Raw genomic sequence first — 26,167 nt, forward strand, 5'->3', positions numbered from 1 at the left:
CACGTCAGAACACCGCACCACGCAAAGGAACTCCGTCATGCCCACACCCGAGCAGCTGACCCTCGCCAGGGTGGACCGCTTCGTCGAAGAGCGGATCGCCCCGCACGTCCAGCGCAGCGCCGAGCCCCTGTCCGTCACCGCCTGGGAGGCGCCCGGCGAGCCCGTCCCGTTCGCGGAGGCGGTGGAGCACGACGGCGCTCCCGTCGAGCCCGGCCACCGCTGGGGCGCGCCGTGGAGCACCACGTGGTTCCACCTCACCGGCCCGGCGCCGGTGGACGGCGCCGCGGCGGCGGGCGACCGGACCGCCGTGCACGTCGACCTCGGGTTCACGGACGTCAACCCGGGCTTCCAGGCCGAGGGCCAGCTCTGGTCGGCCGACGGGCGCCCGCTCAAGGCGCTCAACCCCCGCAGCCGGGCCGTCGACTGGCCGGCCGACGAGCCCGTCGACCTGTGGCTCGAGGCCGCGGGGAACCCCACGGTGCTCGGCCCCGACGGGTTCCGCCCCACCCCGCTCGGCGACAAGGAGACGGCGGGCACCGAGCCGGTCTACGTGCTGCGCCGCGCCGACGTCGTGACCTTCGAGGCCGAGGTCCACGAGCTGCACCAGGACGCCCTCGCGCTGCGCGACCTCCTGCGCGTCCTGCCGCCCGAGGGCACCCGGTTCGCCGGGGTGCTCGCCGCGCTCGACGACATGGTCGACGCCGTCGACCCGACGGACGTGCCCGGCACCGCCTCGGCGGGACGCGACGTCCTGGCCCCGCACCTGGCGATGCCGGCGGCCGCGAGCGCGCACACGGCCTACGCCGTCGGGCACGCGCACATCGACTCCGCGTGGCTGTGGCCGGTGCGCGAGACGGTGCGCAAGTGCGCCCGCACGTTCTCGAACGTCGTCACCCTGATGGACGCGGACCCGGACCTGGTGTTCGCGTGCTCCTCCGCGCAGCAGTACGCGTGGATCAAGGAGTCCTACCCGGACCTGTTCGAGCGGATCAAGGAGAAGGTCGCCGAGGGCCGCTGGGTCCCGGTCGGCGGCATGTGGGTGGAGTCGGACACCAACATGCCGGGCGGGGAGGCGCTCGTGCGCCAGTTCCTCACCGGCAAGGCGTTCTTCCGTGACGAGCTCGGCGTCGAGACCCGCGACGTGTGGCTCCCCGACTCGTTCGGGTACTCCGGCGCCCTGCCGCAGATCGCCCGCGCGGCCGGCAACCGCTGGATGCTCACCCAGAAGCTGTCCTGGAACGAGATCAACCGGATGCCGCACCACACGTTCGACTGGGAGGGCATCGACGGGACGCGCATCTTCACGCACTTCCCGCCCGTCGACTCCTACAACGGCGAGCTCACGGCCACGGAGCTCGACCACGCCGCGACCAACAACGCCGAGAAGGGCCGGTTCGATGCGTCGATCGTGCCGTTCGGGTACGGCGACGGCGGCGGCGGCCCCACGGCCGAGATGATGGACCGGGCCCGGCGGTACGCGTCCACGGAGGGCGTGCCGGCGGTGCGCCACGCGAGCCCCTACGAGTTCTTCGAGGACGCCGAGCAGGCGATCGCCGAGCCAGCGGTGTGGAGCGGGGAGATGTACCTCGAGTTCCACCGCGGGACGTACACCTCCCAGTCGCGGACCAAGCAGGGCAACCGGCGCAGCGAGCACCTGCTGCGCGAGGCCGAGCTGTGGGCCGCGACCGCGGCCGTGCGCACGGGGGCCGACTACCCGTACGAGGCGCTCGACGCCGCGTGGAAGACGGTCCTGCTCAACCAGTTCCACGACATCCTGCCGGGCAGCTCCATCGCGTGGGTCTACCGCGACGCGGAGGCCGGCTACGCGCAGGTGGCGAGCGACGTCGAGGAGATCGTGGCGGGCGCCGTGGGCGCGCTCGCGGGCGACGGCGACCGGCCGCTGCTGTTCAACGCCGCGCCCCAGGCGTGGGACGGGGTCGCGGCCCTCGGTGCGTCGGCCCCGGCAGCGGCGGACGGCGACGCGGTGGGCGTCGAGGACGGGCCCGACGGCGTCGTCGTGGGCAACGGGATCGTGTCTCTGCGGATCGACGGGGCGGGCCTGGTCCGGTCGCTGCGCGACCTGCGCGCCGACCGCGAGCTCGTGCCCGCGGGCCAGGCGGGCAACCTCCTGCAGCTGCAGCGCGACACCCCGCGGCAGTGGGACGCGTGGGACGTCGACCTGGAGGACCGCGTGCACCTCACCGACCTCGACACGCCGGCCACGGTCGACGTCGTCGTCTCCGGGCCGGACGAGGTCGTCGTCGAGGTCTCGCGGACGTTCGGGACGTCGTCGGTCACCCAGCGGATCGGGCTGTCCCGCGGGTCGGCGGCCGTGCGGATCGAGACGGACGTGGACTGGCACGAGCGCGAGAGGCTGCTCAAGCTCGCCTTCCCGCTCGACCTGCACGCCGACCGCAGCGCGTCCGAGACGCAGTTCGGGCACGTGTTCCGCCCGACGCACGCGAACACCCCCTGGGACGCCGCCAAGTTCGAGATCTGTGCCCACCGCTGGGTGCACGTCGCGGAGCCGGGGTACGGGGTCGCGGTCGCGAACAGCGGCACGTACGGCCACGACGTCGGCCGGTCGCTCGCGGCCGACGGGAGCACGGTCACGACCGTGCGCGAGTCGCTCCTGCGCGCGCCGCTCTACCCGGACCCCGACGCGGACCAGGGCGAGCACCGGTTCGTCACGGTCCTGCACCCCGGTGCCGCGATCGCGGACGCCGTGCGCGAGGGCTACCGGACCAACCTCCCGCGGCGCGTCGTGCGCGGCGCGGGGGAGGTCGCGCCCCTGGTCACGGTGGACGACGACGCCGTGGTCGTCGAGTCGGTCAAGCTCGCCGAGGACCGCAGCGGGGACGTCGTGGTGCGGCTCTACGAGTCGGCGGGCGCGCGGTCGCGGGCCCGGGTCTCGTTCGGGTTCGACGTGGCCGGCGTGGTGCGCACCGACCTGCTCGAGCGGCCGGTGACGGACGAGCCGGCCGAGGTGGACCTGGGCGAGCCGCTCGCGCTGCGGCCGTTCCAGATCGTCACGCTGCGGGCGTCGCGGGCCTGAGCACCCGCACGTGCCGGGAGGCACGCGCCCGCGCGGACGGTCCGGTCAGCCCTGCGGCTCGACCGGGCCGTCCGTGCCGGCGACGGCGTCCCCGCAGCTCGTCTCCTGGGCGGTGGTGACGACGTCGTCGTCCTTCGCGGCGCTCGTCGCGACCGTCGCCTCGTCGCCGTTGGCGGCGTGCGCCCCGTCGTCGGACAGGTCGACGAGGGTGCGCTTGACGGTGAAGGTCTTCCCGGAGTCGTCGGAGACCGCGTCCAGGCCGGCGAGCTCGAGGCGGCCGTCGACCTCCGAGCAGCCGACGCCCGTGCCGTAGCCCGTGAAGCCCTTGTCGAACGTGTAGGGGTCGCCCTTCGCGTCGGTGGTCACGGTGACCTGGCACCCCGCGAGCGAGTAGAGCTGGACGGCGCGGCCGACGTCGACCAGCGCGATCGGCGTGGCGTCCGCGCCGACGACGTTCACCACCGCGGAGGCCCTGATCGGCTCCGCCGCGTCGATCTCGTGGGAGAAGGTGGCGCCGGACGCCGTCGTGACCCCGAAGGTGCGGTCCGGGCCCCCGGTGAGCCAGGCGACGTCGTCCTTCCCGTCCCCGTCGACGTCGACCACGTCGTGGGTGTCGGCGCCCGACGGCGGGCCGTCGCCCGTGGCGGCGCAGCCCGAGCCCGCGGCGTCCCCGGCGTCCCCGGCGCTGTCGTCGGACGGGCCGGCCGAGGCCGAGCCGCCCGAGGTGGCGGCGCCGTCGTCGCTCCCGGGGGAGCCGGCCGAGCCGTCGTCAGCGGGGGCCGTCGAGCCGGCGCTCGACGGCGAGCCCGCCGCCGCGTCGTCGTCCGACGACCCGCAGCCCGACATGACCAGCGTGGCGGCGAGGACAAGTAAGCCGGCCGCCGCCCTTCCACGTCCTGTGGTTCGTGTGCTCATCGCTCCAGGCAAGCACCGCTCGCGCCGTCCCGCAAAGGGCGGGTCCGCGTGGTGCGCCCGTTCCTAGGCAGATCTTTCCCTGGATGATGCCGCGCGCCCCGGCCAGCATGGGGACCACCGCACGATCACAGCTTCGGGGACGCACGTCCCCCTGTTCGAGGAGTCAGCATGTCTACGTGGTTCATCACCGGCGCGTCCCGCGGTTTCGGCCTCCAGGTCGCCCGCCAGGCGCTCGACCGCGGGGACGACGTCGTCGCGACCGCGCGTGACCCGCACGCCGTCCGCGCGGCGCTGCCCGGGTACGAGGGTCGGTTGCTCGCCGTGGCCCTCGACGTCACCGACGAGGCCCAGGCCCGGGCCGCGGTCGCGTCCGCGGTCGAGACCTTCGGGACGATCGACGTCCTGGTCAACAACGCGGGGCGCGGTCTGCTCGGCGCGGTGGAGGAGTCCACGGACGCCGCCGTCCGCGCGATCTACGACACCAACGTCTTCGGGCTGCTCAACGTCACCCGCGCGGTGCTGCCGGTGATGCGCCGGCAGCGGTCGGGCCGGGTGCTCAACTTCAGCTCGCTGGGCGGGTTCAGCAGCTCCGCCGGGTTCGGGGTCTACTGCTCCACCAAGTTCGCGGTGGAGGGTCTCTCGGAGGCGATGCAGCAGGAGCTGGCGCCCCTCGGCATCGGTGTCACGCTGGTGGAGCCGGGCTACTTCCGTACCGACTTCCTCGACGCCACCAGCCTGCACACCGAGGACGAGGTCATCGCGGACTACGCTGCGACCGCCGGCGCGGTCCGCGGCGCGGTGCCCGGCCTCAACCAGGCCCAGCCGGGCGACCCGGTCAAGGGCGCCACGGCAGTGCTGGCCCTCGCCGACACCGAGAACCCGCCGGTGCGCGCCCAGCTCGGCAGCGACTGCCTGGCGGAGCTCGACCGGAAGATCGGGCAGCTCCAGCGGGAGTCGGCGGCCTGGCGCGGGCTGGCACTGTCCACCGACCACGACGACGCCCGCGCGCTGGTCTGACGTCCGTGCGCGCACGGGGCATGTGAAGGTCCGGTGCACAATGGTGCGATGACCTACCGGGTGCTGAAGCTCTTGCTCTCGCTCCTGGCATACGTGTTCCTGCGCCCGCAGGTCACCGGGCTCGGCAACATCCCGCGCAGCGGGCCGGTCATCCTCGCGAGCAACCACCTCTCGTTCGTGGACTCGCTGCTGATCCCGATCGTCGCGCCCCGGCACGTCACGTTCCTCGCGAAGGCCGAGTACTTCGAGGGCACCGGGATCAAGGGGAGCGTGTCCCGGTGGTTCTTCTCCACGCTCGGGCACATCCCTGTGCACCGCGAGGACCCGCGGGCCGGCCAACGCTCGCTGGAGGACGCGCTCGCCGTGCTCGGCAGCGGCGGCGCGTTCGGCATCTACCCGGAGGGCACGCGCTCGCGGGACGGCAAGCTGCACAAGGGGCACACCGGCGTGGCCTGGCTGGCGCTGGCCGGCCACGCGCCCGTGGTGCCCGTGGCGGTGTGCGGCACGGACAAGGTCCAGCCCGTCGGCAAGCGGCTGCCGCGCATCCACCGCGTCCAGGTCTCGTTCGGCCCGCCCGTGCTGCCGCGCAAGCAGATCACCAGCGGCATCCGGCCCGCGCAGGCGCGGCGCGAGCTGACCGACGAGGTCATGACCCGCATCCACGCGATGAGCGGGCAGGCGCTCGCAGACTGAGGCGGCGGCGGTCAGCCGGTGCCTGACGTTCCCTGACTCGATGGAGAGCTCGCATGCCTGACGCCGCCGTCCGCCCCGTCCCCGCCCCGGCGTCGCCCACCGCGGGAGCCCTCGGCGTCCTCCGCCCGCTCGGTCTGGACGCCGCCCGGATCACCGGCGGGCTGTGGGCCGCCCGGCAGGAGGCGAACCGGCGGGCGTCGATCCCCGCGGGCGCCGAGCAGCTCGACCGGGCCGGCAACCTGCGCAACCTCGAGATCCTCGCCGGCGAGACGCAGGGCGAGGCGATCGGGCCGGTCTTCGCCGACTCCGACGTGCACAAGTGGCTCGAGGCCGCCGCGTGGGAGCTCGGCCGCGGTGAGGACGAGCGGCTGGCATGCCTGCAGCGCCGCGTCACGGACCTGCTCGCGCGGGCGCAGGCCGACGACGGGTACCTCGACTCCGTCGTCCAGCTGCGCGAGAACGAGCGCTACCGCGAGCTGCCGTGGAGCCATGAGCTCTACTGCGCCGGGCACCTGTTCCAGGCCGCGGTCGCACAGGTCCGTGCGACGGGGAGCCGCGAGCTCCTCGACGTCGCCACGCGCCTCGCCGACCACCTGGTGGCGACCTTCGGGGACGGTCGTCCCGGCCTCGGCGACCGTGAGGACGTCGACGGCCACCCGGTGGTCGAGACGGCTCTCGTCGAGCTCTACCGCGAGACGGGGACCCGGGCCTACCTCGACCTGGCGCGGTACTTCGTCGAGGCGCGCGGTCACGGGCACATGGAGCGGTACGGCGCGGAGCCGACCTACTTCTCCGACCGGCTCCCCGTCCGCGAGACGCCGCACCCGGAGGGCCACGCGGTGCGCGCGGTCTATCTCGGGGCGGGGGCGACGGACGTGGCGGTCGAGACCGGCGACACCGAGCTGCTCGCGGCCCTGGAGCGGCAGTACGCCGCGATGGAGCGCTCGCAGCAGTACCTCACCGGCGGTCTCGGGTCCCGGTGGGAGGGCGAGTCGTTCGGGGACCCCTACGAGCTGCCCGCCGACCGTGCGTACGCGGAGACGTGCGCGTCGATCGGCGGCGTCCAGTGGGCGTGGCGCCTCCTGCTGGCCACGGGCGAGGCGCGCTACGGCGACCAGATCGAGCGGATGCTGCTCAACGGTTTCCTCTCCGGCCTCTCGCTCGCGGGGACCGAGTACTTCTACGTCAACCCGCTGCAGCTGCGGGCCGACGCGGAGCCCGAGGAGAACCGGAGCCCGGCGCACGGGCGGCGCGGCTGGTTCGACTGCGCGTGCTGCCCGCCCAACATCATGCGCACGCTCTCGAGCCTCACGGCCTACCTCGCCACGCGGACGGACGCGGGCCTGCAGATCCACCAGTACGCGCCGGGTCCGATCTCGAGCGACGGGCTGAGCGTGCGCGTCGAGACCGGCTACCCCTATGACGGGCGGGTCGTGGTCCACGTCGACGAGGTCCCGGGCCGCCCGGTCGAGATCGCCCTGCGGGTCCCCGCGTGGGCCGAGGGCGCCACCCTCGACGGCGCGCCGGTGGCCGCGGGCGGGTATGCCCGCACGACCGGCCTGCTCGCAGCGGGCGACACCGTCGATCTGGTCCTGCCCATGGCGCCGCGCCTGACCACCGCGGACGCGCGTGTCGACGCGGTGCGCGGCTGCGTCGCGATCGAGCGCGGCCCGCTGGTCTACGCGCTCGAGCAGCCCGACCAGGCCGCCGGCGTCGTCGTCGACGACGCGCGCCTCGACCCGGACGAGACGATCACGGTCGAGCGGCGCGACGACCTGCTGGGCGGGACGACGGTCCTGCGCGCCCGTGGTCGCGTCGTGCGGGCGCCCGACGGCGCGGCGCGCGCCCCGTACCGGCCGCTCGGGGACGCTGTGCCCACGGACGGCGGGGACGACGAGCGAGACGTGGAGCTCGTCGCGATCCCGTACCACCTGTGGGCCAATCGCGGCCCGCAGCCGATGCGCGTCTGGATCCCGCTGGCCTGAGCGGGCCTCCCGTCCGGTGTGGCGGTTGACACACTCCACGACCCTTCGTACGCTTCCATTAAGCAAAAGCCGAATTCCATGATGCGAAAGGACGGAACCCCGTCCCGCACCACCGGAGTGGCGACCGGCTCTGAGTCGCGGCGCCGGTCGGCCGAGAACACCGGTGTTCGCCCGACGGCGCGCGCACCGACCCGACGGGCGTCCAGGGGGCGCCGCGAGAGGTGTCAGCATGGCCGAGGTCCCGAACCCGAAGAACGCGACGACGCTGCCGGCGGACGACCTGCACAAGGAGCCGCCCGCCAGCGCGGGCCCTACCCCGTGGGGCACGACGGAACCGGCGATCGAGCGCGCGCCGCGGGGCTCCTCGCCGGCGCACCCCGTCCCGGCCGGCGCGAGCCCGTCGCTGTACAACCGCGACCTCGCGCCGACGACGCGCGAGGGGCGCACCTGGCACGCGTACAGCATCTTCACGCTGTGGGCGAGCGACGTGCACTCGCTCGGGAACTACGTCTTCGCCGCCGGGCTCTTCGCGCTCGGGCTCGGGGGCTGGCAGATCATGCTGGCGTTCCTCGTCGGCTCGTTCCTGCTCCTCGGGCTGCTCAACCTGTCCGGGTTCATGGGTCAGCGCACCGGGGTGCCGTTCCCCGTGATGAGCCGTATCGCCTTCGGCGTCCGGGGGGCGCAGGTGCCCGCGATCATCCGCGGGGCCGTGGCCGTCGCGTGGTTCGGCATCCAGACCTACCTCGCGTCCGTGGTCCTGCGCGTCCTGCTCGTCGCCCTCGCCCCGTCGCTCGACGACCTCGACCACAACTCGATCCTCGGGCTGTCCACGCTCGGCTGGATGGCGTTCGTCGCCCTGTGGATCGTCCAGGTGGTCATCGTCAGCTACGGCATGGAGATGATCCGCAAGTACGAGGCGTTCGCCGGCCCCGTGATCCTCGCGACGATGCTCGGCCTGGCGATCTGGATGTTCTCCCGCGCCGGCTTCTCGATCGCCTGGTCGACGGACGGGTCGCTGACCGGCGGCGAGATGTGGGTGCGGATCTTCGAGTCTGCGGCGCTGTGGGTCGTGGTCTACGGCACCTTCGTGCTCAACTTCTGCGACTTCACGCGCGGCGCCCCGTCGAAGCGGTCGGTGGTCAAGGGCAACGTCTTCGGCATCCCCGTCAACATGCTGTTCTTCGCCGCGGTCGTCGTGGTGATGTCGGGGTCCCAGTACAAGATCAACGGCACGATCATCGAGTCCCCGACCGAGATCGTCCAGCAGATCCCCAACACCCTGATCCTCGTCCTCGCGTGCCTCGCCCTGATGGTCCTCACCGTCGCGGTGAACCTCATGGCCAACTTCGTGGCGCCGACCTACACGCTGACGAACCTGTTCCCGCGACGGCTGAACTTCCGCAAGGCGGCGATCATCTCGGCGTCCATCGGCCTCGTCATCCTCCCGTGGAACCTCTACAACTCGCCGACCGTCGTCGTCTACTTCCTCGGTGGCCTGGGAGCCCTGCTCGGCCCGCTGTTCGGTGTGATCGTCGCCGACTACTGGCTCCTGCGCCGCGGGCGGATCAACGTCCTCGACCTCTACTCCGACGACCCGGCGGCCGACTACGCCTACACCCGTGGCGTCAACTGGCGCGCCATCGGCGCGGGGACGCCGGCCGCGGTCCTCGCGCTCGTCATCGCCCTGGTCCCCGCCTTCGAGGAGGTCTCCGGCTTCTCGTGGTTCGTCGGGGCGATCGCCGCCTGCGGCATCTACCTGGTCGTGGCGGACCGTTCCCCGGTGTTCCGCGCGGTCGACGGCGAGCCGATCGCCGTCCCCCCGCTGCACTGACCTCCTACCGAAAGGGGCGCGCGTGCGCATCCTCGTCGTCAACGTCAACACCACGCGGTCGATGACCGACTCCATCGCGGCCTCGGCCCGTGCGGCCGCCGCCCCCGGGACCGAGATCGTCGGGATCACCCCGCCGTTCGGAGCCGAGTCCGTCGAGGGCAACCTCGAGTCCTACCTCGCGGCGGTCGCCGTCCAGGAGGCCGTGCGGACCTACGAGGGGGAGTACGACGCCGTCGTCCAGGCGGGGTACGGAGAGCACGGGCGCGAGGGGCTCCAGGAGCTGACGACCTGCCCGGTCGTGGACATCACCGAGGCGGCGGCCTCCACGGCGATGTACCTGGGCCACCGCTACTCCGTCGTGACGACGCTCGACCGCGCCGTCCCGCTCATCGAGGACCGGCTGCTGCTGGCCGGGCTCTCGGCGCGCTGCGCGTCCGTGCGGGCCTCCGGCCTGTCGGTGCTCGAGCTCGAGCAGGACGAGCGCCGCGCGGTCGAGGCCATCGCCGCCGAGGCGGAGCGTGCGGTCGTCGAGGACCGAGCGGAGGTCGTCATCCTCGGGTGCGGCGGCATGGCGGGGCTCGCCGATGAGGTGCGCGCCCGCGCGGGCGTCCCCGTCGTGGACGGGGTCGCCGCGGCGGTCACGGTCGCCGAGTCGCTCGTGCGGCTGGGCCTGACGACGTCGAAGGTGCGCACCTATGCGCCGCCGCGGCCCAAGCGCGTGGTGCACCCCGTCGCGCCGGGGCAGCCCGGCCGGTAGGCCCACAGGGCTGGCCGGCCGGGACGGTCGGGCCGACCCCCAGGTCAGGCCCCGCCCGGCTCCCCGGTGACGAGCCGACGCAGCACCTCGACCGGCAGCTTGGGCGTGCGGTCGGCGAACAGCAGGCCGTTCGTCTCCTGCCCGGTGTCCGTGAGCTGCGTGTAGCAGAAGCCGGAGAGCGGCGCCGCGGTGCGGGCGGCGTCGATCAGGTCGCCCACGCGCGCCTCGAAGTCCGTGTCGTCGGTCGCCGTCGAGTAGCCCCACGCGTCGTCGCGCGCACCGGCGTAGGAGACGCCGCCGAACTCGGTGAGCATGACGGCCTGTCCGCGCTCGACGGTGGGCGCCGCGTCGGCGAGCAGGATCCGCCGGCCTGCCGGCCCGACGCCGTCGAGCATCGCCTGCACCGCCTCCGGGGTGCCGTAGCGGGTGCGCAGCACGTCGCCGGAGGGCTCGTAGTCGTGGATCGTCCAGATGTCCGAGTCGGTGTGCTCCCAGCCGTCGTTGGAGATCACGGGCCGCGTCGGGTCCAGCGCGCGGGTCAGGTGCACGAGCGCCAGGGAGTAGTCCTGCTGCGCGACGTCGTGGGGGCCGTGCTGGACGCCCCAGCTCTCGTTGAGCGGCACCCAGGTGACGATCGAGGGGTGGGAGCGGTCGCGCCGCACGAGGTCGAGCCACTCGCGGGTGAGCATCTCCACGGCGCGCGGGGAGAAGGCGTAGGCGTTGGCGGTCTCGGCCCAGATCGTCAGGCCCAGGCGATCCGCCCAGTAGAGGAACCGCGGGTCCTCGGCCTTCTGGTGGATGCGCGCGGAGTTGAACCCGAGGTCCTTGATGAGCTGGACCTCGGCGCGCAGCGCGTCGGCGTCCGGCGGGGTCAGGAGCGAGGTGGGCCACAGGCCCTGCTCGAGCACCGAGCGCAGGAAGTACGGGCGGTCGTTGAGCTGGAAGCGGCCGTCGCGCACGGCGACGTCGCGCAGGCCCAGGTAGCTTGCGATCCGGTCGGTCGTGCCCGACGACGTCCCGGCCGGCCGCAGCTCGACGCTCGCGTCCAGCAGGACCGGGCTCTCGGGAGACCAGAGCGTCTTCTCGTAGACCTGGCCGTTGGTCTGGCGCGGCAGCGAGAGCGTGAGCTCGACGTCCCGCTCGCGCACGAGGAGCGTCTGGGCGCCGAGGAGCTCGTCGCCGAGCGAGACCTCGACGGCGACCTCGTGGTCGGCGCGCGGGCGCTCGTTCAGCACGAGCGAGAGGCGCACGGTCGCGGTGGCCAGGTCCGTCGACCACGCGAGGCGCTCGACGTGCAGCGCGGGACGGTCTCGAGCCAGACGGGCTGCCAGATGCCGGTCGTGCGGTCGTACCAGATGGCGTGCGGGTCCACCTGCCAGTCCTGCTTGCCGCGCGGCTGCGCCACGTCGAGCGGGTCGTCGACCGCGCGGACGACGAGGGTGAGGTCGCCGCCGTCGGCCCGGCGCACGGCGTCGGTCAGGTCGAGCGTGAACGGCGTCTGGCCGCCGGTGTGGCTGCCCACGAGGCGGCCGTCGGCCCAGACGTCGCACGAGTGGTCGACGGCGCCGAAGTTCAGCAGGGTGCAGCTCGCGCCGGTGTCGGTGCCGGTGCCGTTGCCGCACCCGAGCGCCGGGACGTCGCCGGCCGCGACGGTGCGGCGGTACCAGACGACGCCGAGGAACCCGGTCTCGCCGACCCCCGACGCCTGCGCCTCGGGCGGGAACGGGACGGTGATCGTCCGGTCGAACGCGGCGGAGCCCGGCTCGTACCAGCGCTCGGCGAGGCCTGCGTCGTCGGCGTCGACGGCGAAGTCCCACGCGCCGCACAGATCGGTCCACGCGGGGCGCACGAGCTGGGGGCGGGGATAGGTGCCGTCGTTCTGGGTGGCGCGGGCGGGGGCAGCGGTCACGGGCATGATTACAACGATGTACCACAGCCGGGACGGCTGTCCAGCCCACCCGCGAGCGAGGGAACCGCGCCGTGTGCCATCGTGGAGCCCCGCCCGCCGACGAAGGGACCGCACGTGCCATCGAACGCCCCCCGGGACGAGCCGCGCGAGACCCAGCGCCCGCACTACGCCGCACGCCTGGAGGACCGGGTCACCGGCCGGCTCGGCCGGGCCCTGCGCCGGCGCGGCTGGGTGCCGCGCATCCTGCCCTACACGGGGTACGGGCAGGCGTCCGACGGCGTCGCCCCGGGATCGGTCCGCGTCCTCGCCCGGGTGCTGCTCACCTCTCCGAACCGCCCCGCCCGCGTGGACGCGAGCTTCGAGCGCCGCGGCTACCGCAGCTTCCTCGCGGCGAAGGCACCCGCCGAGCCGGTCACGCTCGAGGTGGGGGACGCCGTCGTGCACGTGACGGCCGACCGCGGGGGGTACGTCGACGTCGTCGTGCCCGTGGACCTGGCGGCCGGGACGCACGAGGTGACGTTCCGCGCCCGGCAGGGCGAGGCCGCCGTCGGGCAGGTGGTGGTGGTCGCGCGCGGCGAGCGGCTCGGGGTGGTCAGCGACATCGACGACACCGTGATGGTCACCGCGGTCCCGAGGCTCTTCCTCGCCGCGTGGAACACGTTCGTCCGCCACCCCAGCGCGCGCACCCCGGTGCGGGGCATGGCCGAGCTCTACCGCTCGGTCCGGGCCACGCACCCGGACGCCCCGTTCGTCTACGTCTCGACGGGCGCGTGGAACACGGCGAGCACCCTGACCCGCTTCCTCGAGACTCACGGCTTCCCCGCGGGCCCGCTGCTGCTGACGGACTGGGGGCCCACGAGCACCGGCTGGTTCCGCAGCGGCCCCGCCCACAAGGACGCGGCGCTCGACCGGCTCGTGCGCGAGCTGCCGGACGTGCAATGGCTGCTCGTCGGGGACGACGGGCAGCACGACCCGGGGATCTACACGCGCGCGGCGCAGCGGCACCGCGGGCACGTCGCCGCCGTCGCCATCCGCCGCCTCACCCCGGCCCAGCAGGTGCTCGCGCACGGCACGACGACGTCCAACGACCCGACGGCACCCGGCCGGGGGCGCGCCGATCACCCGCCGCACCCCGGGGACACGGACCCGTCCGCCGCGCTGCGGGCGCCCGGACCGGCGACCGTCGCCGCGCCCGACGGGTTCGGCCTCGCGGTGGCGCTGCGCGACGTGATCGAGGGCCCGAGCACGCAGGGCTGACGCGCCGCGATGCGGGCGGCCACGGGCGCTCAGTCCCCGGCGGGGCCGAACCGCTCCGTGCGGATCCGCGCCGCGTCGTGGCCGAGCGCGAGCAGCATCTGCGCCGCCGCCTCCACGAAGGGCGTCGGCCCGCACACGAAGCACGCGGGCTCCAGCTCGGCCGGCCACCCGTGGGCGGCGAGGTCCGCCGGGGTCATCCGGCCGGGGTCGCGGCGCGCGGGGCCCGGCTCGTCCGAGCCGTCGTCCAGCGGCGCCGCGCGCGTGTACAGGACGGTGACGTCCACGCCGTCCGTGCCGGTCCGCGTCACCTCCTCGACGAACAACCGGTCGGCGGGCGTGCGCACGGACACGACCAGCCGGAACGGGGTGCGTGACCCGGCCCGACGGCGCTCGCGGACCATCGCGACGAGCGGCACGATCCCGGACCCGCCCGCCACGAGCAGCACCGGTGGGCCGGGGAGCGGCGTGGGCTCGCCCGGGGCAGGGACGGCGTCGGGCGCCCAGACGAACCAGCCGCCCACCGGGCCGCGCAGCTCGACCGGGTAGCCGACGGCGAAGGTGTCGGTGAGGTACGTCGAGACCTCGCCGTCGGCCACCCGCTGGACCGTGAGGGCGATGCGGGGCACGCCGTCGGGCCCGCGCGTGACGGGGCCGCCGATCGAGTAGGAGCGCTCGGCGACGTACCCGTCGGGGGCGCGCAGGCGCAGGTCGACGTGCTGGCCGGCGAGGTGCCCGGGCCAGGACGGGACCGCGAGGACGAGGGTGCGCGCGCTCGCGCTCTCCTCCCACGCGTCGACCAGCGTGCCGACCTGCCAGCCGGGCAGCGGCCCGACGCGAGCGCCGAGCGTGGGCGCGGGCACCGCGCCGGGAGGTGCCGGCGCGCCGGGGGAGACCGTCACAGGTCGCCCTGGTAGCGCTGCTCGCGCCACGGGTCGCCGCGGTCGTGGTAGCCGAGGCGCTCCCAGAAGCCGGGCGAGTCCGTCGTCGCGAGGCGGATCGAGGTCACCCACTTCGCGGACTTCCAGAAGTACAGTCCGGGCACGAGCAGCCGGACCGGGCCGCCGTGCACGGGGTGCAGCGGGGCGCCCTCGTAGGTGTGCACGAGCCAGGCCTTGCCGCCGAGCAGGTCGGAGAGCGGCAGGTTCGTGGTGTACCCGCCCTCGCAGCCGACCATCGCGTAGTCGGCCATCGACTCCACGTCCGCCAGCAGGGTGTCGATCGAGACGCCCTTCCAGGACGTGCCGAGCTTGGACCAGCGCGTGACGCAGTGGATGTCGACGACGGGCTTCTCCTGCGGGAGCCGCAGCAGCTGCGTCCACGACCACCGGTGCTCGACGCCGTGCTCCGTGGTGACGGTGACCGACCACCCGGCGGGGTCGATGCGCGGCGTCGTGGTCGCCGAGAGCACGGGGAAGTCGTCGGTCAGGTACTGACCCGGCGGCAGGGCGACGCCCTCGGGGCGGGGACGGCCGGTGAAGCCGGGGGTCACGATCTCCATGTGCCCAGTCTCGCTCGCCGCGCGGTGCTCAGCACTCGATGACGTTGACCGCGAGCCCGCCCTCGGACGTCTCCTTGTACTTGGTGGACATGTCCGCGCCGGTCTGGCGCATCGTCTCGATGACGGTGTCGAGCGAGACCACGTGCGAGCCGTCGCCCTGCATCGCCATCCGCGCGGCCGAGACCGCCGTGCACGCCGCGATCGCGTTGCGCTCGATGCACGGCACCTGCACGAGGCCGCCGACCGGGTCGCACGTGAGCCCGAGGTTGTGCTCCATCGCGATCTCGGCGGCGTTCTCGACCTGGGCGGGCGTCCCGCCGAGCAGCGCACACACGGCGCCCGCGGCCATCGAGCAGGCCGAGCCGACCTCGCCCTGGCAGCCCGCCTCGGCGCCGGAGATCGAGGCGTTGCGCTTGTACAGCGCGCCGATCGCCGCCGCGGTCAGCAGGTACACGCGCATGGTCCGGCGCCGCTCCTCGGCGGTGGCGGGGTCGTCGCCGGCGAGCTCCGGGTGGGTGCGCAGGTAGTGGCGCCCGACGGCCGGGATGATCCCGGCCGCACCGTTCGTCGGGGCGGTCACGACCCGCCGCCCGTCGGCGTTCTCCTCGTTGACGGCCATCGCGTAGGCCTGCAGCCACTCGATGGTCGTCTCGCCGCCGGCGGCATCGAGCGCCTCGAGCCGCTCCCCCTGCGCCCGTGCCCGACGACGGACGTTCAGCCGCCCGGGCAGCGTCCCCGTGCGGCGCAGGCCGTCGTCCACGCACGCGCTCATGGTGGCCCAGATCGCGTCGAGGCCCGCGCGGACCTCGGCCTCGGGGCGCAGCGCCGTCTCGTTCGCCCAGGCGACCTCCGCGATGCCGAGCCCGGTGGCGGCGCACGCCTCGAGGAGGCCGGCGGCGTCGACCAGGGGGTACGGGACGTCGTCGGGCACGGTGGCGGCGGCCGGCGCGCCGGGCCCACCGCGCTCGGCGGCGACGAGCGCCGCCTCGGCGGCCTCCGCCTGCGCGAGCTCGGTCTCGCTCAGCACGAACCCGCCGCCGACCGAGTAGTACACGCGCTCCAGGACAGTGACCCCCGCGCCGTCGGTCGCGGTGAACCGCATGCCGTTGGGGTGGCCCGGCAGGCGGGTCAGGGGGGCGAGGCGGACGTCCGCGGTCGCGACCGTCAGGTCGAGGGTGCCGGTGCGGCCGGTCAGGCGCACCGGTGTGCCGTCGCCGAGGCCCGCCCAGCCGCCGGGGACGTCGTCGGGGTCGCAGGTCTCGGGGTCGAGGCCGCGCAGGCCGGCGACCACGGCGTCGGGGGTGCCGTGGCCGATGCCGGTGGCACCGAGCGACCCGCACAGCACCACGGCGATCCGGGCGGCCGGGCTCTCGTGGGAGCCGTCGACGAGCTCGGCCGCGAAGGCCCGCGCGGCGCGCATCGGCCCGACGGTGTGCGAGCTCGAGGGCCCGATGCCGATGGAGAACAGGTCGAGGGCGCTGACGTACGAGGACATGGGTCCATCGTCGCACCGCGTCTCACGTGTCGGACGCGGTCGCGGCGTCAGCTCACGCACGGTCGCCCAGTGGCAATAAAACGCCGACCGATCCTCGTCGGACCCCTGATCGGCCTGCTCGCAGGCGCCTTCTCCTGCGTCTACCCCGCGATCCGCGCCGGCCTGATCCAACCCGCCCGAGCGGTCCGCGCCGACTGACCACATCGGCGGTCCGAGCGGGGCCCGGTGGTGCGCCCGGGACCCAGAACGTTGCCCCGGGCGCCCGTTGCTGCGAGAGTGGCGGTATGACGGCTCGCAGGGTGGCGGCAGTGCTGATCGCGGCACCCCTGGCGATCGCCTCGTTCGCCGTGCAGAACTGGTGGACGGCCGCCGCCATGGTGCTGGTCGTCCTCGCTCAGGTCGTCGATGCCTACCAGGAGCGCGGTCGCGCCCGACGCAACCGCTCCGCCTGACGGGCGCCCGCGCCGCTCACGCCCGGGCGAGCACCACGGGGCACGTGGTCAGGTGGTCGTCGACCAGTCCGCACGCCTGCATCGCGGCGTACATCGTGGTGGGGCCGACGAACCGGAAGCCGCGCCTCTTGAGGTCCTTCGAGAGCGCGAGCGACGCCGGTGTCGTCGCCGGGACGGCGCCCCACGTGCTCGGGCGCTCGGGCACGGGGTCGGGCGCGTAGGACCAGAAGAGCTCGTCGAGCGTCTCGCCCTGGTCGTGCAGCGCGACCAGCGCCCGGGCGTTGTCCAGGGTCGCGCCGATCTTGGCGCGGTTGCGGATGATGCGGGCGTCCAGGAGGAGCCGCGCCACGTCGTCGTCCCCGAAGGCGGCGACCGTCTCCGGCTCGAACCCGGCGAACGCCTCGCGGAACGCGGGCCGCTTGCGCAGCACGGTCAGCCACGACAGGCCCGACTGGAAGCCCTCGAGGGCGATGCGCTCGAACAGCGCCGCCTCGCCGTGCACGGGCACGCCCCACTCGTCGTCGTGGTACGCCGCGTACAGGGGGTCGGAGTCCCCGAAGCAGCGAGCGGGTCCGGGTTCGGGGGGATCGGCGGGATCGATGACGGGCGGTGCGGACGAGGTCATGGGCACACTCTGCCGCGTGCCACCCACCCCGCGACCGCCGCCGGCCCGCGGGACGGGAGAGACGGCGTCGTCCACAGGACCGCGGACGCTCAGAACACCGGCTTGCCGCCGGTCACCCCGAGGACCGTGCCCGTAACGTAGCTGGCCTCGGCGGGCGCGGCGAGGAAGACGAGCGCCGGCGCGACCTCCGCGGGCTGGCCCGGGCGACCGAGCGGGGTGTCCTTGCCGAACGTCGGCAGCTTCTCGGCCGGCTGCGTCGCGGGCTGCAGCGGCGTCCAGATCGGCCCCGGCGCCACGGCGTTCACCCGGATGCCGCGCTCGCCGAGCTCCGCGGCCAGGTTCACGGTCATGTTGTTGATCGCGGCCTTGGTCGCCGCGTAGTCGAGCAGCATCGTCGACGGCTGGTAGGCCTGGATCGAGGACACGTTGATGATCGAGGAGCCCTCGCCCAGGTGCTCCACGGCCGCCTGCGTCAGCCACACCAGCGCGTAGAGGTTGGTGTGCAGCACCCGGTCCAGGTCCTCGGGTGTGATGTCGGCCAGCGAGCTGCGCCGCGCCATCTGGAACCCGGCGTTGTTGACGAGCACGTCGAGGCCGCCGAGCCCCTCGACCGCCGCGGCGACGGTCGCCCGGCACGCGTCGCGCTCGCGCAGGTCGCCCGGCACGAGCACCGCGGTGCGCCCCGCCGCGCGGACGAGGGCCGCGGTCGCCTCCGCGTCCGGCTGCTCCTGCGGCAGGTAGGCGATCGCCACGTCCGCGCCCTCGCGCGCGAACGCGATCGCGGTGGCCCGCCCGATGCCCGAGTCCCCGCCCGTGATCAGCGCGCGCAGCCCGTGCAGGCGCGCATTGCCGCGGTAGCTGTCCTCGCCGTGGTCGGGCTGCGGGCTCATCGGCTCCGTCAGCCCCGGCGGCTCCTGCTGCTGGGCGGTGATCTCGTCGCTCATGGCGTGCTCCTCCGTCGTCCTCGGCTCCCGGTCACGGTAGGCACGCCCCCGGTTCGTCGCCTCCGGGGCCCGCCCGCCGCACCCCCGGGCTGCGAGAAGGCGCCGCCGTTCCTACGGTCGAGGCATGGACCTGGGAATCACGGGGCGCGCCGCGCTCGTCACCGGGGCGGACTCGGGCATCGGCCTGGCCACCGCCCGCCACCTGCTCGCGGAGGGCGCACGCGTCGTCCTCACGGACCTCGACGCCGGCCGGCTCGCGGACGCCGCCGCCGGCCTGGGCGGGGAGCACACCACGATCGCCGCGGACCTCACGGTGCCCGACGACGTCGGGCGCCTCCTCGAGGAGGCCCGCGCCGCGTACGGGGACCCGGAGATCCTCGTGCACTGCGCCGGGATCACGGGCCCGCAGGGCCCGTTCCACGAGCTGGACGACGACGCGTGGCGCACCACGCTCGACGTCAACCTGTTCTCCGCGGTGCGGGTGGTGCGCGGCGTCGTCGGCGCGATGCGCGAGGCCGGGTGGGGGCGCATCGTCCTCGTCGCGTCCGAGGACGGCGTCCAGCCGTACGTCGACGAGCTGCCGTACTGCGCGTCGAAGGCCGGCGTGCTCTCCCTGACCAAGGGCCTGTCGAAGGCCTACGGGCCCGACGGCGTGCTGGTCAATGCCGTCTCGCCGGCGTTCGTCGAGACGCCGATGACCGACGCGATGATGGAGGCCCGCGCCCAGGAACGCGGCACCGACGTGGACGAGGCGGTCGAGAGCTTCCTCGACGAGGAGCGCCCGTTGATGGCGCTGAAGCGGCGCGGGCGGCCCGACGAGGTCGCCGCGGTGGCGGCGTTCCTGTGCTCCGAGCGGGCGAGCTTCGTCAACGGCTCCAGCTACCGGGTCGACTCCGGGTCCGTCGCCACCATCTGAGGGAGAGTGCAGTGAGCGAGAACGCCTACGACTACGTGATCGTCGGCGCCGGCATGGCCGGCGATGCCGCGGCGAAGGGCATCCGGGAGGTCGACGCGGACGGCACGATCTGCCTGGTGGGCCGCGAGCCGACGCCGCCCGTGACCCGCCCGGCGCTGTCGAAGAAGCTGTGGACGGACCCGGACTTCGCGTTCGACGACGTCTGGCTCGGCACCGAGGAGCAGACGGGCGCGACCCTCCTGCTGGGCGAGAGCGTCGTCGGCCTCGATCCCGCCGGCCGGACGGTGACCACCGACGCCGGGCGGACCCTCACCTACGGGAGCCTGCTGGTCGCAACGTCGGGCACTCCGGGCGGCCCGGACGTCGACGACCCGGCCGGGACCGGGCTCGTCGTGCGCTTCCGCACGGTCGACGACTACTCGTTCTTGCGCGAGCGCACCCGCGACGGCGGGCACGCCGTCGTCGTGGGCGGCAGCTACATCGCGACCGAGCTCGCCGCGGCGCTCGTGCAGAACGGCGTGGGGACCGACCTGGTGCACGCCGAGGAGCGCCTGCTCGGCGCCGTCTTCCCGCCGGTGCTGGTCGATCGCCTGGAGAGCCGGTTCACGCAGGCCGGCGTGCGCCTCGTGCCCGGCACCACGGTGGAGGGCGGTTCCGTCGAGGGCCTGGACGGGCCGGTGCGCCTCGAGCTGTCCGGCGACCGCACGCACGAGGCCGACGTCGTCGTCGCCGGCTTCGGCATCACCCTCGAGACCGGGTTCGCCGCGGACGCGGGGCTCGAGACGTCCGAGGACGGCGGCGTGGTGGTCGACGAGCGCCTGCGCACGAGCGACCCGCACGTGTGGGCCGCGGGCGACGTCGCGCAGTACCCGGACCAGGTGCTCGGCCGGCGGCGCGTCGAGCACGTCGACCACGCGACGGAGTCGGGGCGCCAGGCCGGCCGGAACATGGCGGGCGCGGGCGAGCCGTACACGCACACGCCCTACTACTACTCGGTGCTCTTCGAGGACCGGTACGAGGCCGTGGGCACGCTCGACGCGTCGCTCGAGACGGTCGAGGACTGGCAGGGCGAGGACGACCCGCAGGACAAGGGCGTCGTCTACTACGTCGAGCGCGAGTCCGACGAGGCGCAGGACGTGCAGGTGCGCGGGGTCCTGCTCTGGAACGTCGACGGCGCCCGCGACGCCGCGCGGCACGCCATCGCCTCGGGGGCCGTGCGCGCGGACGCGCTGCCGGGCCGGATCGGCTGACCCGGCCCGGCGGGCGCCGTCAGCGCTCCGAGCTGGCCTCGAGCCGGCGCACGAGCTCGCGCTTGAGGATCTTGCCGGACGGGCCCAGCGGCAGCTCGGGCAGGACCTGGACGTGGCGCGGGTACTTGTAGGCCGCGACCCGCTCCTTGATCCAGGCGACCAGCTCGTCTCCCGAGACGGGATCGGCGCCGTCGGCGAGCACGACGGCGGCGTGCACCTCCTGGCCGTGCGCCTCGTCCTCGACGCCGAACACCGCGGCCATGTTCACGGCCGGGTGCGAGACGAGCACCTCCTCGACCTCGCGCGGGTACACGTTGTAGCCGTTGCGGATGATCATGTCCTTCGTGCGGTCGAGGATCGTCACATAGTCGTCGTCGCCCTTGGTGCCCAGGTCGCCAGAGCGGAACCAGCCGTCGACGACGGCCTCGGCCGTCGCGTCGGGCCGGTTCAGGTACCCGGAGAACAGGTTGTGCCCGCGGATGACGATCTCGCCGAGCTCGCCGCGGGGCAGCAGCTCGATGCGGTCGCGGACCAGCGGGTCGGCGACCTCGACGTCCACGCCCCAGATCGGGGTGCCCACCGTGCCGGGGCGGATGGGGGTGCCCACCTTGTTGAAGGTCGCGACCGGGCTCGTCTCCGTCAGTCCGTACCCCTCGTGCACCGGGGCGCCGAAGGCGTCCTGGAAGGCGTCGAGCGCGGACACCGGCAGCGCGGCGCCGCCGGAGACGGCGAACCTCAGCGGCGGGCGGGCGGGGTTCTTCCGGGCGGCCCCGGTGATGCCGATGTGCATCGTCGGCACCCCCATCATCACGGTGACGCCGTGCTCGACCATGAGGCCGAGGGCGGCGTCGGCGTCGAACCGCGGGATCAGCACGATCGTCGCGCCCGCGCGGAGGCCGCCGTTCAGCGCGACCGTCTGGCCGAACGTGTGGAAGAAGGGCAGGCAGCCGAGGATCACGTCGTCGGACGCGATCGGCAGCGTCGAGGTGAGCATCACGTGGACCTGCTCGACCAGCGCCAGGTGGCAGCCCAGCGCGCCCTTGGGCTCGCCCGTGGTGCCGCTCGTGTAGAGGATCGTGGCGGTGCTCATCGGGTCCACGGGCACGTAGGTGTCGATCGGCTCCGCGTCCCGCGCCTCGTCCTCCAGGCGCGGGAAGGGGACGTCGGCGACCTTGTCGTCCGGGAGCAGCAGGCTCAGCACGTCGACGCCCGCGCCCGCCGCGCCCTTGGCGCCCTCGCCGAGCAGCGGGGCGCCGACGAGGAAGAGCCTCGCCCCCGAGTCGCGGAGCACGTACTCGATCTCGCGCCCCTTGAGCAGCGCGTGCACCGGAACGACGGTGGCGCCGAGCGCGAGGATCCCGTAGTAGGCGCGGGCGAAGTCCGGCACGTTGGGCAGCAGGACCGCGACGGCGTCGCCCGGGCCGATGCCGCGGGCCCGCAGCGCGCCGGCGTACGCCTTGGTCTCCTCCCACAGGGTGGCGTAGGTGATCCGCTGGTCGCCCATGATCAGGGCGTCCTTGTCGCGGTACTCCTTCGCCGACTCGGCGAGGATCGTCGCGACCGAGAGCGTGGCGTGGGTGGGGTTCGACATCTGAGTCCTTCCTCGATCCCGCCGGCTCCGGTGCCCGCGGGCGTGCTGGCGCCCAGGCTACGTGCTCCGTGTGACGCCAGTCACGTCGCCGTCCGGCTCGTGCCCGCCGCCCCCGAGTTCACCCGCCCGTCACCGCGGCGACCGGTGCCCGACGGCGTCCGGTCGCCCGCGTCCGAGAGCCTGCGGAGGCCATCGACGAAGGAGAGCCCATGCCTGCCCCCGCCGGACAGCACCGTCCCGGACAGCACCGCCCCGGCCGCACCCGCACCGTCGCCGCCGCGACCGCCGTCGGTCTGGCGCTCGCGACCGTCGCCGCCGCCCTCCCGGCCCAGGGGACGTCGTCGTCCGCCGGCTGGGCGAGCCCGAGGCCGAGCGAGACGTTCCACCGCCTGGCGACCTACCCCGTCTTCCAGAACCGGCCCGACGGGGAGCCGGCCACCGCGGAGTCCGTCGCGGAGATCTCGAGCATCTCGAAGGACGGGAAGACGCTCGTGTACACGGACGCGCTGGGCAAGCGCGTCGGGTTCCTCGACGTCAGCGACCCGGGCAGCCCGCGGGGGCTCGGCACCCTCAGCCTCGCCGAGCTGGGCGACAGCGACGACCAGCCCACGTCGGTCGCCGTCGTCGGCGCGTGCGTCCTCGTCGTGGTGGACACCTCCACGAGCTTTACGGAGCCGACCGGCCGCGTGGACGTCGTCGACCTCGCCACCCGCACCCGCGTGCGGTCCATCGACCTCGGCGGCCAGCCGGACTCGATCGTCGTCACGCCCGACGGGAAGCACGCGGCGGTCGCGATCGAGAACGAGCGCGACGAGGAGGCCGCGCCCGCGGGCGGCGACGAGGGCGACCTGCCGCAGCTGCCCGCCGGGTTCGTGCAGCTCCTCGACCTGTCCGCGCCCACGCCCGCGGGCTGGGGCGCGACGCCCGTCCCGCTCACGGCCCCCGACGGCTCGGCGCTCCCGGCGCTCGCGGCCATGGACACGCCGGTCGACCCCGAGCCCGAGTACGTCGCCGTGAACCCCTCGGGGACCCGGTACGCGGTGACGCTGCAGGAGAACGACGGGGTCGTGATCCTCGACGTCGCGACGGGTGCGATCGTCCAGGCGTTCAGCGCGGGGACCGACACGGTGACCGGCATCGACACCGCCAAGGACGGCGGCATCGACCAGAGCGGCTCGATCACCGACGTCCCCCGCGAGCCGGACGCGATCGCCTGGGTCGACGACCGCCACGTCGCTACCGCGAACGAGGGGGACTGGAAGGGCGGCACGCGCGGCTGGTCGATCTTCGACGCCACGACCGGCGCGGTCGTCTGGGACGCGGGCAACGAGATGGAGCGGCTCGCCGTGCGCGTCGGCCTGCACACCGAGGACCGCGCGGCCAAGAAGGGCGTCGAGATCGAGGGCCTCGCCACGGCCACCTTCGGCGGGACGCGGTACGCGTTCGTCGGCTCGGAGCGCTCGAACTTCGTGGCCGTCTACGACGTCTCGAAGCCCGCCGCGCCGCGGTTCGTGCAGGTGCTGGCCACGACGAACGGGCCCGAGGGCCTGCTGCCCGTGCCGTCGCGGAACCTGCTCCTGACCTCCAGCGAGGAGGACGTGGCGGCCGACGGCGTGCGCGCCACGGTCGGCGTGTTCGGCCTCGGGCCGAAGTACGCGAAGGGCGCGGGGACGCCGCAGTTCCCCTCGGTGGTCTCCGCCGACGACCCCGCGGCCCCCGCCGGGACGCCGATCGGGTGGACCGCGCTCGGCGCGCTCTCCGCCGACCCGGCGGCGAAGGACCGGCTCTGGACGGCCACCGACGCCGCGCAGACGCCCACGAAGATCCTCTCGCTCGACGTGTCGTCGCTGAAGGACGGCTCGCCCGCCGTCGTCGACCGCTCGCTCACCGTCACCGACGCCGGCGCGCCCGCCGGGCTCGACGTCGAGGGCGTCTACGCGCGCCCCGCCGGCGGGTTCTGGCTCGGTGTCGAGGGCGCGAAGGGCGCGCAGAACGCGCTCGTGCGCACCGATGCCGCCGGCACCGTGCAGCAGCGGGTCGCGCTGCCCGCCGACGTCGCCGCCGGCCTGGGCAAGTGGGGGATCGAGGGCGTCTCCGGCCTCACGGACGCCGCGGGCGAGCACCTCGTCGTCGCGCTCCAGCGCGGCCTGACGACCGACGACGGCCTCGGCGGCTACGCCCGCATCGGGCGGTATGACGTCGGCACCGCCCGCTGGACGTGGTTCGGTTACTCGCTGGAGACGCCGTCGACCGACGACGACTGGCTCGGGCTGTCCGAGATCACGATGGTCGACGCCGACACGGTCGCCGTGATCGAGCGCGACAAGCTCAACGGGCCGGCCGCCGCGGTCAAGCGGGTCTACACCGCGGACCTGCCCGCGGGCGCGGCGGCGGGCGCGGTGACGCCGGTCCGCAAGCGCCTGGCCGTCGACGTGCTGCCGGCGCTGCGTGCCACGAAGGGCTGGACCCAGGAGAAGCTCGAGGGACTGACGATCGGCGGCGACGGACAGGTGTACGCCGTCACCGACAACGACGGCGTCGAGGACGCGACCGGCGAGACGGTGCTGCTCGAGCTCGGGTCCGCGAAGAAGCTGCTCGGCGGCGACGGGTCCGTCGCGCGGGAGCTGCCCCGCGGCGGCGGCTCGGGCGGGCACGACGACGGCTCCGGCTCCGGCGGCGGTCACGACGGCGGGTCGGCCGGCTCCGACGGCGGGCACGACGGCGGGTCGGCCGGCTCCGGGGGCCACGGGGGGCTGGGCGCGCTGATCGACGCGCTGCGTGAGCGGCTCGACGACTGGTGGCAGGACCTGACCGACCGCTGGCGCTCCTGAGCGACCCGGGCCGCCCGCCCCCCGCTCTACCTCGCGGCCGCCGGCGAGCGGGTCAGGCGGGGTCGCGGGGCATGACGACCCAGAGGACGACGTAGGCGAGCACCTGCGGGCCGGGCAGGAGGCACGAGAGCACGGCGACGAGGCGGACGGTGCCGGGCCGGACGCCGAACCGGCGGGCGAGCCCGGAGCAGACGCCCGCGATCCAGCGGTCGTACCGGGGACGGGACAGGGTGACGGTGGACATGGCGGCGACGCTACGTCGTCGGGCACGGTCGCCACATCGGGGACGTCCCGGACGTCGCCCCTGAGATCCGCCGAACGGCTGGCGCGCGGGGCCGGCGTGGCGGACGATGCGTGGTGCCACCACCCCGACCCCGGAAGCGGAGCCATGACCGACCTCGTGCTCGACGGACTGTCCAACCTGCGCGACGTCGGCGGCATCCCGACGCCCCGCGGGCCGGTGCGCCACGGCGTCCTGCTCCGCTCGGACTCGCTGGCGTCGCTGACGGCCGCGGGGCGGGCGGCGCTCGCGTCCGGGCCGGTCGGCTACGTCGTGGACATGCGCAGCCGGGGCGAGACCGAGGCGATGCCGGGCTGGCCGGCCGACGCCCCGCACCCGCGGCTCGTGCCGCTGCCGATGCTCGAGGGGTCGGTCCAGCAGCTGACGACGCTGCCGTCGCTGGAGTCGATCTACCGCGACCTGCTGGCCGGCGCGGGCGAGGGCTTCGCGCGGACGGCGGCGCTGGTCGCGGAGGGGCCCGAGGCGGTGCTCGTGCACTGCACCGCGGGCAAGGACCGCACGGGGGTCGCGACTGCGCTGGTGCTGCTCGCCGTCGACGCCGACCGCGACGCGGTGCTCACCGACTACGCGGCGTCGACCGGCAATCTCGGCGGCGCGTGGCGCGACCGGATGGTCGCCGGGATCCAGCGCATGGGCGTCGAGCTGACGCCGCAGGTCGAGGCGCTGCTCGTGGGCACGGACCCCGAGGGCCTCGACCGCGTGCTCGGGGAGGTCGAGGCGGAGCACGGCAGCGTCCTGGGCTACCTGCGGGCGCACGGGCTCACCGACGCCCAGGCGTCGGCGCTGCGCGAGCGGCTGGTCGGCTGACGGGCTCCCCACTTGTCGGCCGGATCTGCGATCTGGGC

22 protein-coding genes are annotated in these 26,167 nt (G+C 74.4%); 12 read left to right on the forward strand and 10 right to left on the reverse strand.

Features of this window, described 5'->3' with window-relative positions:
* The first annotated feature begins 37 nt into the window (after window positions 1–37).
* Window positions 38–3,055, forward strand: coding sequence for a glycoside hydrolase family 38 C-terminal domain-containing protein (locus tag EDF32_RS12995; protein ID WP_123308987.1), 3,018 nt, complete (start codon window positions 38–40; stop codon window positions 3,053–3,055).
* Between the two features lie 45 nt (window positions 3,056–3,100).
* Here the strand turns inward: EDF32_RS12995 and EDF32_RS13000 are convergent, their stop codons facing one another.
* Window positions 3,101–3,970 (reverse strand): hypothetical protein, encoded by an 870-nt coding sequence (locus EDF32_RS13000; protein WP_148061607.1) that lies wholly within the window; start codon window positions 3,968–3,970, stop codon window positions 3,101–3,103.
* A 168-nt stretch (window positions 3,971–4,138) separates the two neighbouring features.
* Here EDF32_RS13000 and EDF32_RS13005 point away from each other — a divergent pair, with 168 nt between their 5' ends.
* The 5 genes from EDF32_RS13005 to EDF32_RS13025 all read left to right on the forward strand — a co-directional run bounded on the left by EDF32_RS13005 (window position 4,139) and on the right by EDF32_RS13025 (window position 10,253).
* Complete coding sequence (locus EDF32_RS13005) at window positions 4,139–4,987, forward strand: oxidoreductase (protein WP_123308989.1); 849 nt, start codon at window positions 4,139–4,141, stop codon at window positions 4,985–4,987.
* Window positions 4,988–5,035: 48 nt separating this feature from the next.
* A complete protein-coding gene (locus tag EDF32_RS13010) occupies window positions 5,036–5,680 on the forward strand; it encodes a 1-acyl-sn-glycerol-3-phosphate acyltransferase (protein WP_123308990.1) in 645 nt (214 codons plus the stop codon).
* 53 nt (window positions 5,681–5,733) lie between these two features.
* On the forward strand, window positions 5,734–7,665 hold the full coding sequence (locus EDF32_RS13015) for a glycoside hydrolase family 127 protein (RefSeq protein ID WP_123308991.1): 1,932 nt from the start codon (window positions 5,734–5,736) through the stop codon (window positions 7,663–7,665).
* Window positions 7,666–7,894: 229 nt separating this feature from the next.
* Window positions 7,895–9,496 (forward strand): NCS1 family nucleobase:cation symporter-1, encoded by a 1,602-nt coding sequence (locus EDF32_RS13020; protein WP_123308992.1) that lies wholly within the window; start codon window positions 7,895–7,897, stop codon window positions 9,494–9,496.
* Window positions 9,497–9,518: 22 nt separating this feature from the next.
* Window positions 9,519–10,253, forward strand: a complete 735-nt coding sequence (locus tag EDF32_RS13025; RefSeq protein WP_123308993.1) for an aspartate/glutamate racemase family protein — start codon at window positions 9,519–9,521, stop codon at window positions 10,251–10,253.
* A gap of 44 nt (window positions 10,254–10,297) precedes the next feature.
* Here EDF32_RS13025 and EDF32_RS14920 read toward each other — a convergent pair whose 3' ends face one another.
* A complete protein-coding gene (locus EDF32_RS14920) occupies window positions 10,298–11,503 on the reverse strand; it encodes a glycoside hydrolase family 2 TIM barrel-domain containing protein (protein WP_233565908.1) in 1,206 nt (401 codons plus the stop codon).
* Window positions 11,482–12,162: a sugar-binding domain-containing protein gene (locus EDF32_RS14925; protein WP_233565909.1), complete on the reverse strand. Its 681-nt coding sequence runs from the start codon at window positions 12,160–12,162 to the stop codon at window positions 11,482–11,484. Before EDF32_RS14925 ends, EDF32_RS14920 begins: the two co-directional genes overlap by 22 nt.
* Before the next feature lie 114 nt (window positions 12,163–12,276).
* On the opposite strand from EDF32_RS14925, the gene EDF32_RS13035 reads away from it, so the two are divergent.
* Window positions 12,277–13,419, forward strand: coding sequence for an App1 family protein (locus tag EDF32_RS13035; protein ID WP_123308994.1), 1,143 nt, complete (start codon window positions 12,277–12,279; stop codon window positions 13,417–13,419).
* Between the two features lie 29 nt (window positions 13,420–13,448).
* On the opposite strand, the gene EDF32_RS13040 is transcribed toward EDF32_RS13035, so the two are convergent.
* Genes EDF32_RS13040 through EDF32_RS13050 form a run of 3 tightly spaced genes read right to left on the reverse strand, consistent with a single transcriptional unit; the run spans window position 13,449 to window position 16,412 of the window.
* Window positions 13,449–14,318 carry an FAD-binding oxidoreductase gene (locus EDF32_RS13040; protein ID WP_233565910.1) on the reverse strand — a complete coding sequence of 290 codons (870 nt, stop codon included), beginning with the start codon at window positions 14,316–14,318 and terminating at the stop codon, window positions 13,449–13,451.
* On the reverse strand, window positions 14,315–14,917 hold the full coding sequence (locus EDF32_RS13045; protein ID WP_123308995.1) for a molybdopterin-dependent oxidoreductase: 603 nt from the start codon (window positions 14,915–14,917) through the stop codon (window positions 14,315–14,317). The genes EDF32_RS13040 and EDF32_RS13045 overlap by 4 nt, the downstream gene beginning before the upstream one ends.
* A gap of 28 nt (window positions 14,918–14,945) precedes the next feature.
* Window positions 14,946–16,412 (reverse strand): L-serine ammonia-lyase, encoded by a 1,467-nt coding sequence (locus tag EDF32_RS13050; RefSeq protein ID WP_123308996.1) that lies wholly within the window; start codon window positions 16,410–16,412, stop codon window positions 14,946–14,948.
* 284 nt (window positions 16,413–16,696) lie between these two features.
* Here EDF32_RS13050 and EDF32_RS14620 point away from each other — a divergent pair, with 284 nt between their 5' ends.
* Entirely contained in the window at window positions 16,697–16,864 is a 168-nt protein-coding gene (locus EDF32_RS14620) for a hypothetical protein (RefSeq protein WP_158614101.1), read from the forward strand.
* A 16-nt stretch (window positions 16,865–16,880) separates the two neighbouring features.
* On the opposite strand, the gene EDF32_RS13055 is transcribed toward EDF32_RS14620, so the two are convergent.
* The gene (locus EDF32_RS13055; protein ID WP_123308997.1) at window positions 16,881–17,489 is read right to left on the reverse strand and encodes a DNA-3-methyladenine glycosylase I; all 609 of its coding nucleotides are present in this window, start codon (window positions 17,487–17,489) and stop codon (window positions 16,881–16,883) included.
* A gap of 89 nt (window positions 17,490–17,578) precedes the next feature.
* Window positions 17,579–18,433, reverse strand: a complete 855-nt coding sequence (locus EDF32_RS13060) for an SDR family oxidoreductase (RefSeq protein ID WP_123308998.1) — start codon at window positions 18,431–18,433, stop codon at window positions 17,579–17,581.
* 124 nt (window positions 18,434–18,557) lie between these two features.
* Between EDF32_RS13060 and EDF32_RS13065 the strand changes: the two genes are divergently transcribed.
* Window positions 18,558–19,349, forward strand: coding sequence for an SDR family NAD(P)-dependent oxidoreductase (locus EDF32_RS13065; protein ID WP_123308999.1), 792 nt, complete (start codon window positions 18,558–18,560; stop codon window positions 19,347–19,349).
* A gap of 11 nt (window positions 19,350–19,360) precedes the next feature.
* Window positions 19,361–20,599 (forward strand): NAD(P)/FAD-dependent oxidoreductase, encoded by a 1,239-nt coding sequence (locus EDF32_RS13070; protein WP_123309000.1) that lies wholly within the window; start codon window positions 19,361–19,363, stop codon window positions 20,597–20,599.
* Between the two features lie 19 nt (window positions 20,600–20,618).
* Here the strand turns inward: EDF32_RS13070 and EDF32_RS13075 are convergent, their stop codons facing one another.
* The gene (locus tag EDF32_RS13075) at window positions 20,619–22,190 is read right to left on the reverse strand and encodes a long-chain fatty acid--CoA ligase (protein WP_123309001.1); all 1,572 of its coding nucleotides are present in this window, start codon (window positions 22,188–22,190) and stop codon (window positions 20,619–20,621) included.
* A gap of 209 nt (window positions 22,191–22,399) precedes the next feature.
* Here EDF32_RS13075 and EDF32_RS14995 point away from each other — a divergent pair, with 209 nt between their 5' ends.
* Complete coding sequence (locus EDF32_RS14995; protein WP_123309002.1) at window positions 22,400–25,021, forward strand: esterase-like activity of phytase family protein; 2,622 nt, start codon at window positions 22,400–22,402, stop codon at window positions 25,019–25,021.
* 52 nt (window positions 25,022–25,073) lie between these two features.
* On the opposite strand, the gene EDF32_RS13085 is transcribed toward EDF32_RS14995, so the two are convergent.
* A complete protein-coding gene (locus EDF32_RS13085) occupies window positions 25,074–25,265 on the reverse strand; it encodes a PspC domain-containing protein (RefSeq protein WP_123309003.1) in 192 nt (63 codons plus the stop codon).
* Between the two features lie 144 nt (window positions 25,266–25,409).
* On the opposite strand from EDF32_RS13085, the gene EDF32_RS13090 reads away from it, so the two are divergent.
* Entirely contained in the window at window positions 25,410–26,129 is a 720-nt protein-coding gene (locus EDF32_RS13090; protein ID WP_123309004.1) for a tyrosine-protein phosphatase, read from the forward strand.
* Window positions 26,130–26,167: the final 38 nt, after the last annotated feature.

The organism is Cellulomonas sp. PhB143 (assembly GCF_003752595.1).
GTDB lineage: Bacteria > Actinomycetota > Actinomycetes > Actinomycetales > Cellulomonadaceae > Paraoerskovia.

Coding starts and splice junctions, on each gene's coding strand:
- EDF32_RS12995 (WP_123308987.1), top strand. CDS start 38: ATGCCCACACCCGAGCAGCTGACCCTCGCCAGGGTGGACCGCTTCGTC.
- EDF32_RS13000 (WP_148061607.1), bottom strand. CDS start 3,970: ATGAGCACACGAACCACAGGACGTGGAAGGGCGGCGGCCGGCTTACTT.
- EDF32_RS13005 (WP_123308989.1), top strand. CDS start 4,139: ATGTCTACGTGGTTCATCACCGGCGCGTCCCGCGGTTTCGGCCTCCAG.
- EDF32_RS13010 (WP_123308990.1), top strand. CDS start 5,036: ATGACCTACCGGGTGCTGAAGCTCTTGCTCTCGCTCCTGGCATACGTG.
- EDF32_RS13015 (WP_123308991.1), top strand. CDS start 5,734: ATGCCTGACGCCGCCGTCCGCCCCGTCCCCGCCCCGGCGTCGCCCACC.
- EDF32_RS13020 (WP_123308992.1), top strand. CDS start 7,895: ATGGCCGAGGTCCCGAACCCGAAGAACGCGACGACGCTGCCGGCGGAC.
- EDF32_RS13045 (WP_123308995.1), bottom strand. CDS start 14,917: ATGGAGATCGTGACCCCCGGCTTCACCGGCCGTCCCCGCCCCGAGGGC.
- EDF32_RS13050 (WP_123308996.1), bottom strand. CDS start 16,412: ATGTCCTCGTACGTCAGCGCCCTCGACCTGTTCTCCATCGGCATCGGG.
- EDF32_RS14620 (WP_158614101.1), top strand. CDS start 16,697: ATGACGGCTCGCAGGGTGGCGGCAGTGCTGATCGCGGCACCCCTGGCG.
- EDF32_RS13055 (WP_123308997.1), bottom strand. CDS start 17,489: ATGACCTCGTCCGCACCGCCCGTCATCGATCCCGCCGATCCCCCCGAA.
- EDF32_RS13060 (WP_123308998.1), bottom strand. CDS start 18,433: ATGAGCGACGAGATCACCGCCCAGCAGCAGGAGCCGCCGGGGCTGACG.
- EDF32_RS13065 (WP_123308999.1), top strand. CDS start 18,558: ATGGACCTGGGAATCACGGGGCGCGCCGCGCTCGTCACCGGGGCGGAC.
- EDF32_RS13075 (WP_123309001.1), bottom strand. CDS start 22,190: ATGTCGAACCCCACCCACGCCACGCTCTCGGTCGCGACGATCCTCGCC.
- EDF32_RS14995 (WP_123309002.1), top strand. CDS start 22,400: ATGCCTGCCCCCGCCGGACAGCACCGTCCCGGACAGCACCGCCCCGGC.
- EDF32_RS13085 (WP_123309003.1), bottom strand. CDS start 25,265: ATGTCCACCGTCACCCTGTCCCGTCCCCGGTACGACCGCTGGATCGCG.
- EDF32_RS13090 (WP_123309004.1), top strand. CDS start 25,410: ATGACCGACCTCGTGCTCGACGGACTGTCCAACCTGCGCGACGTCGGC.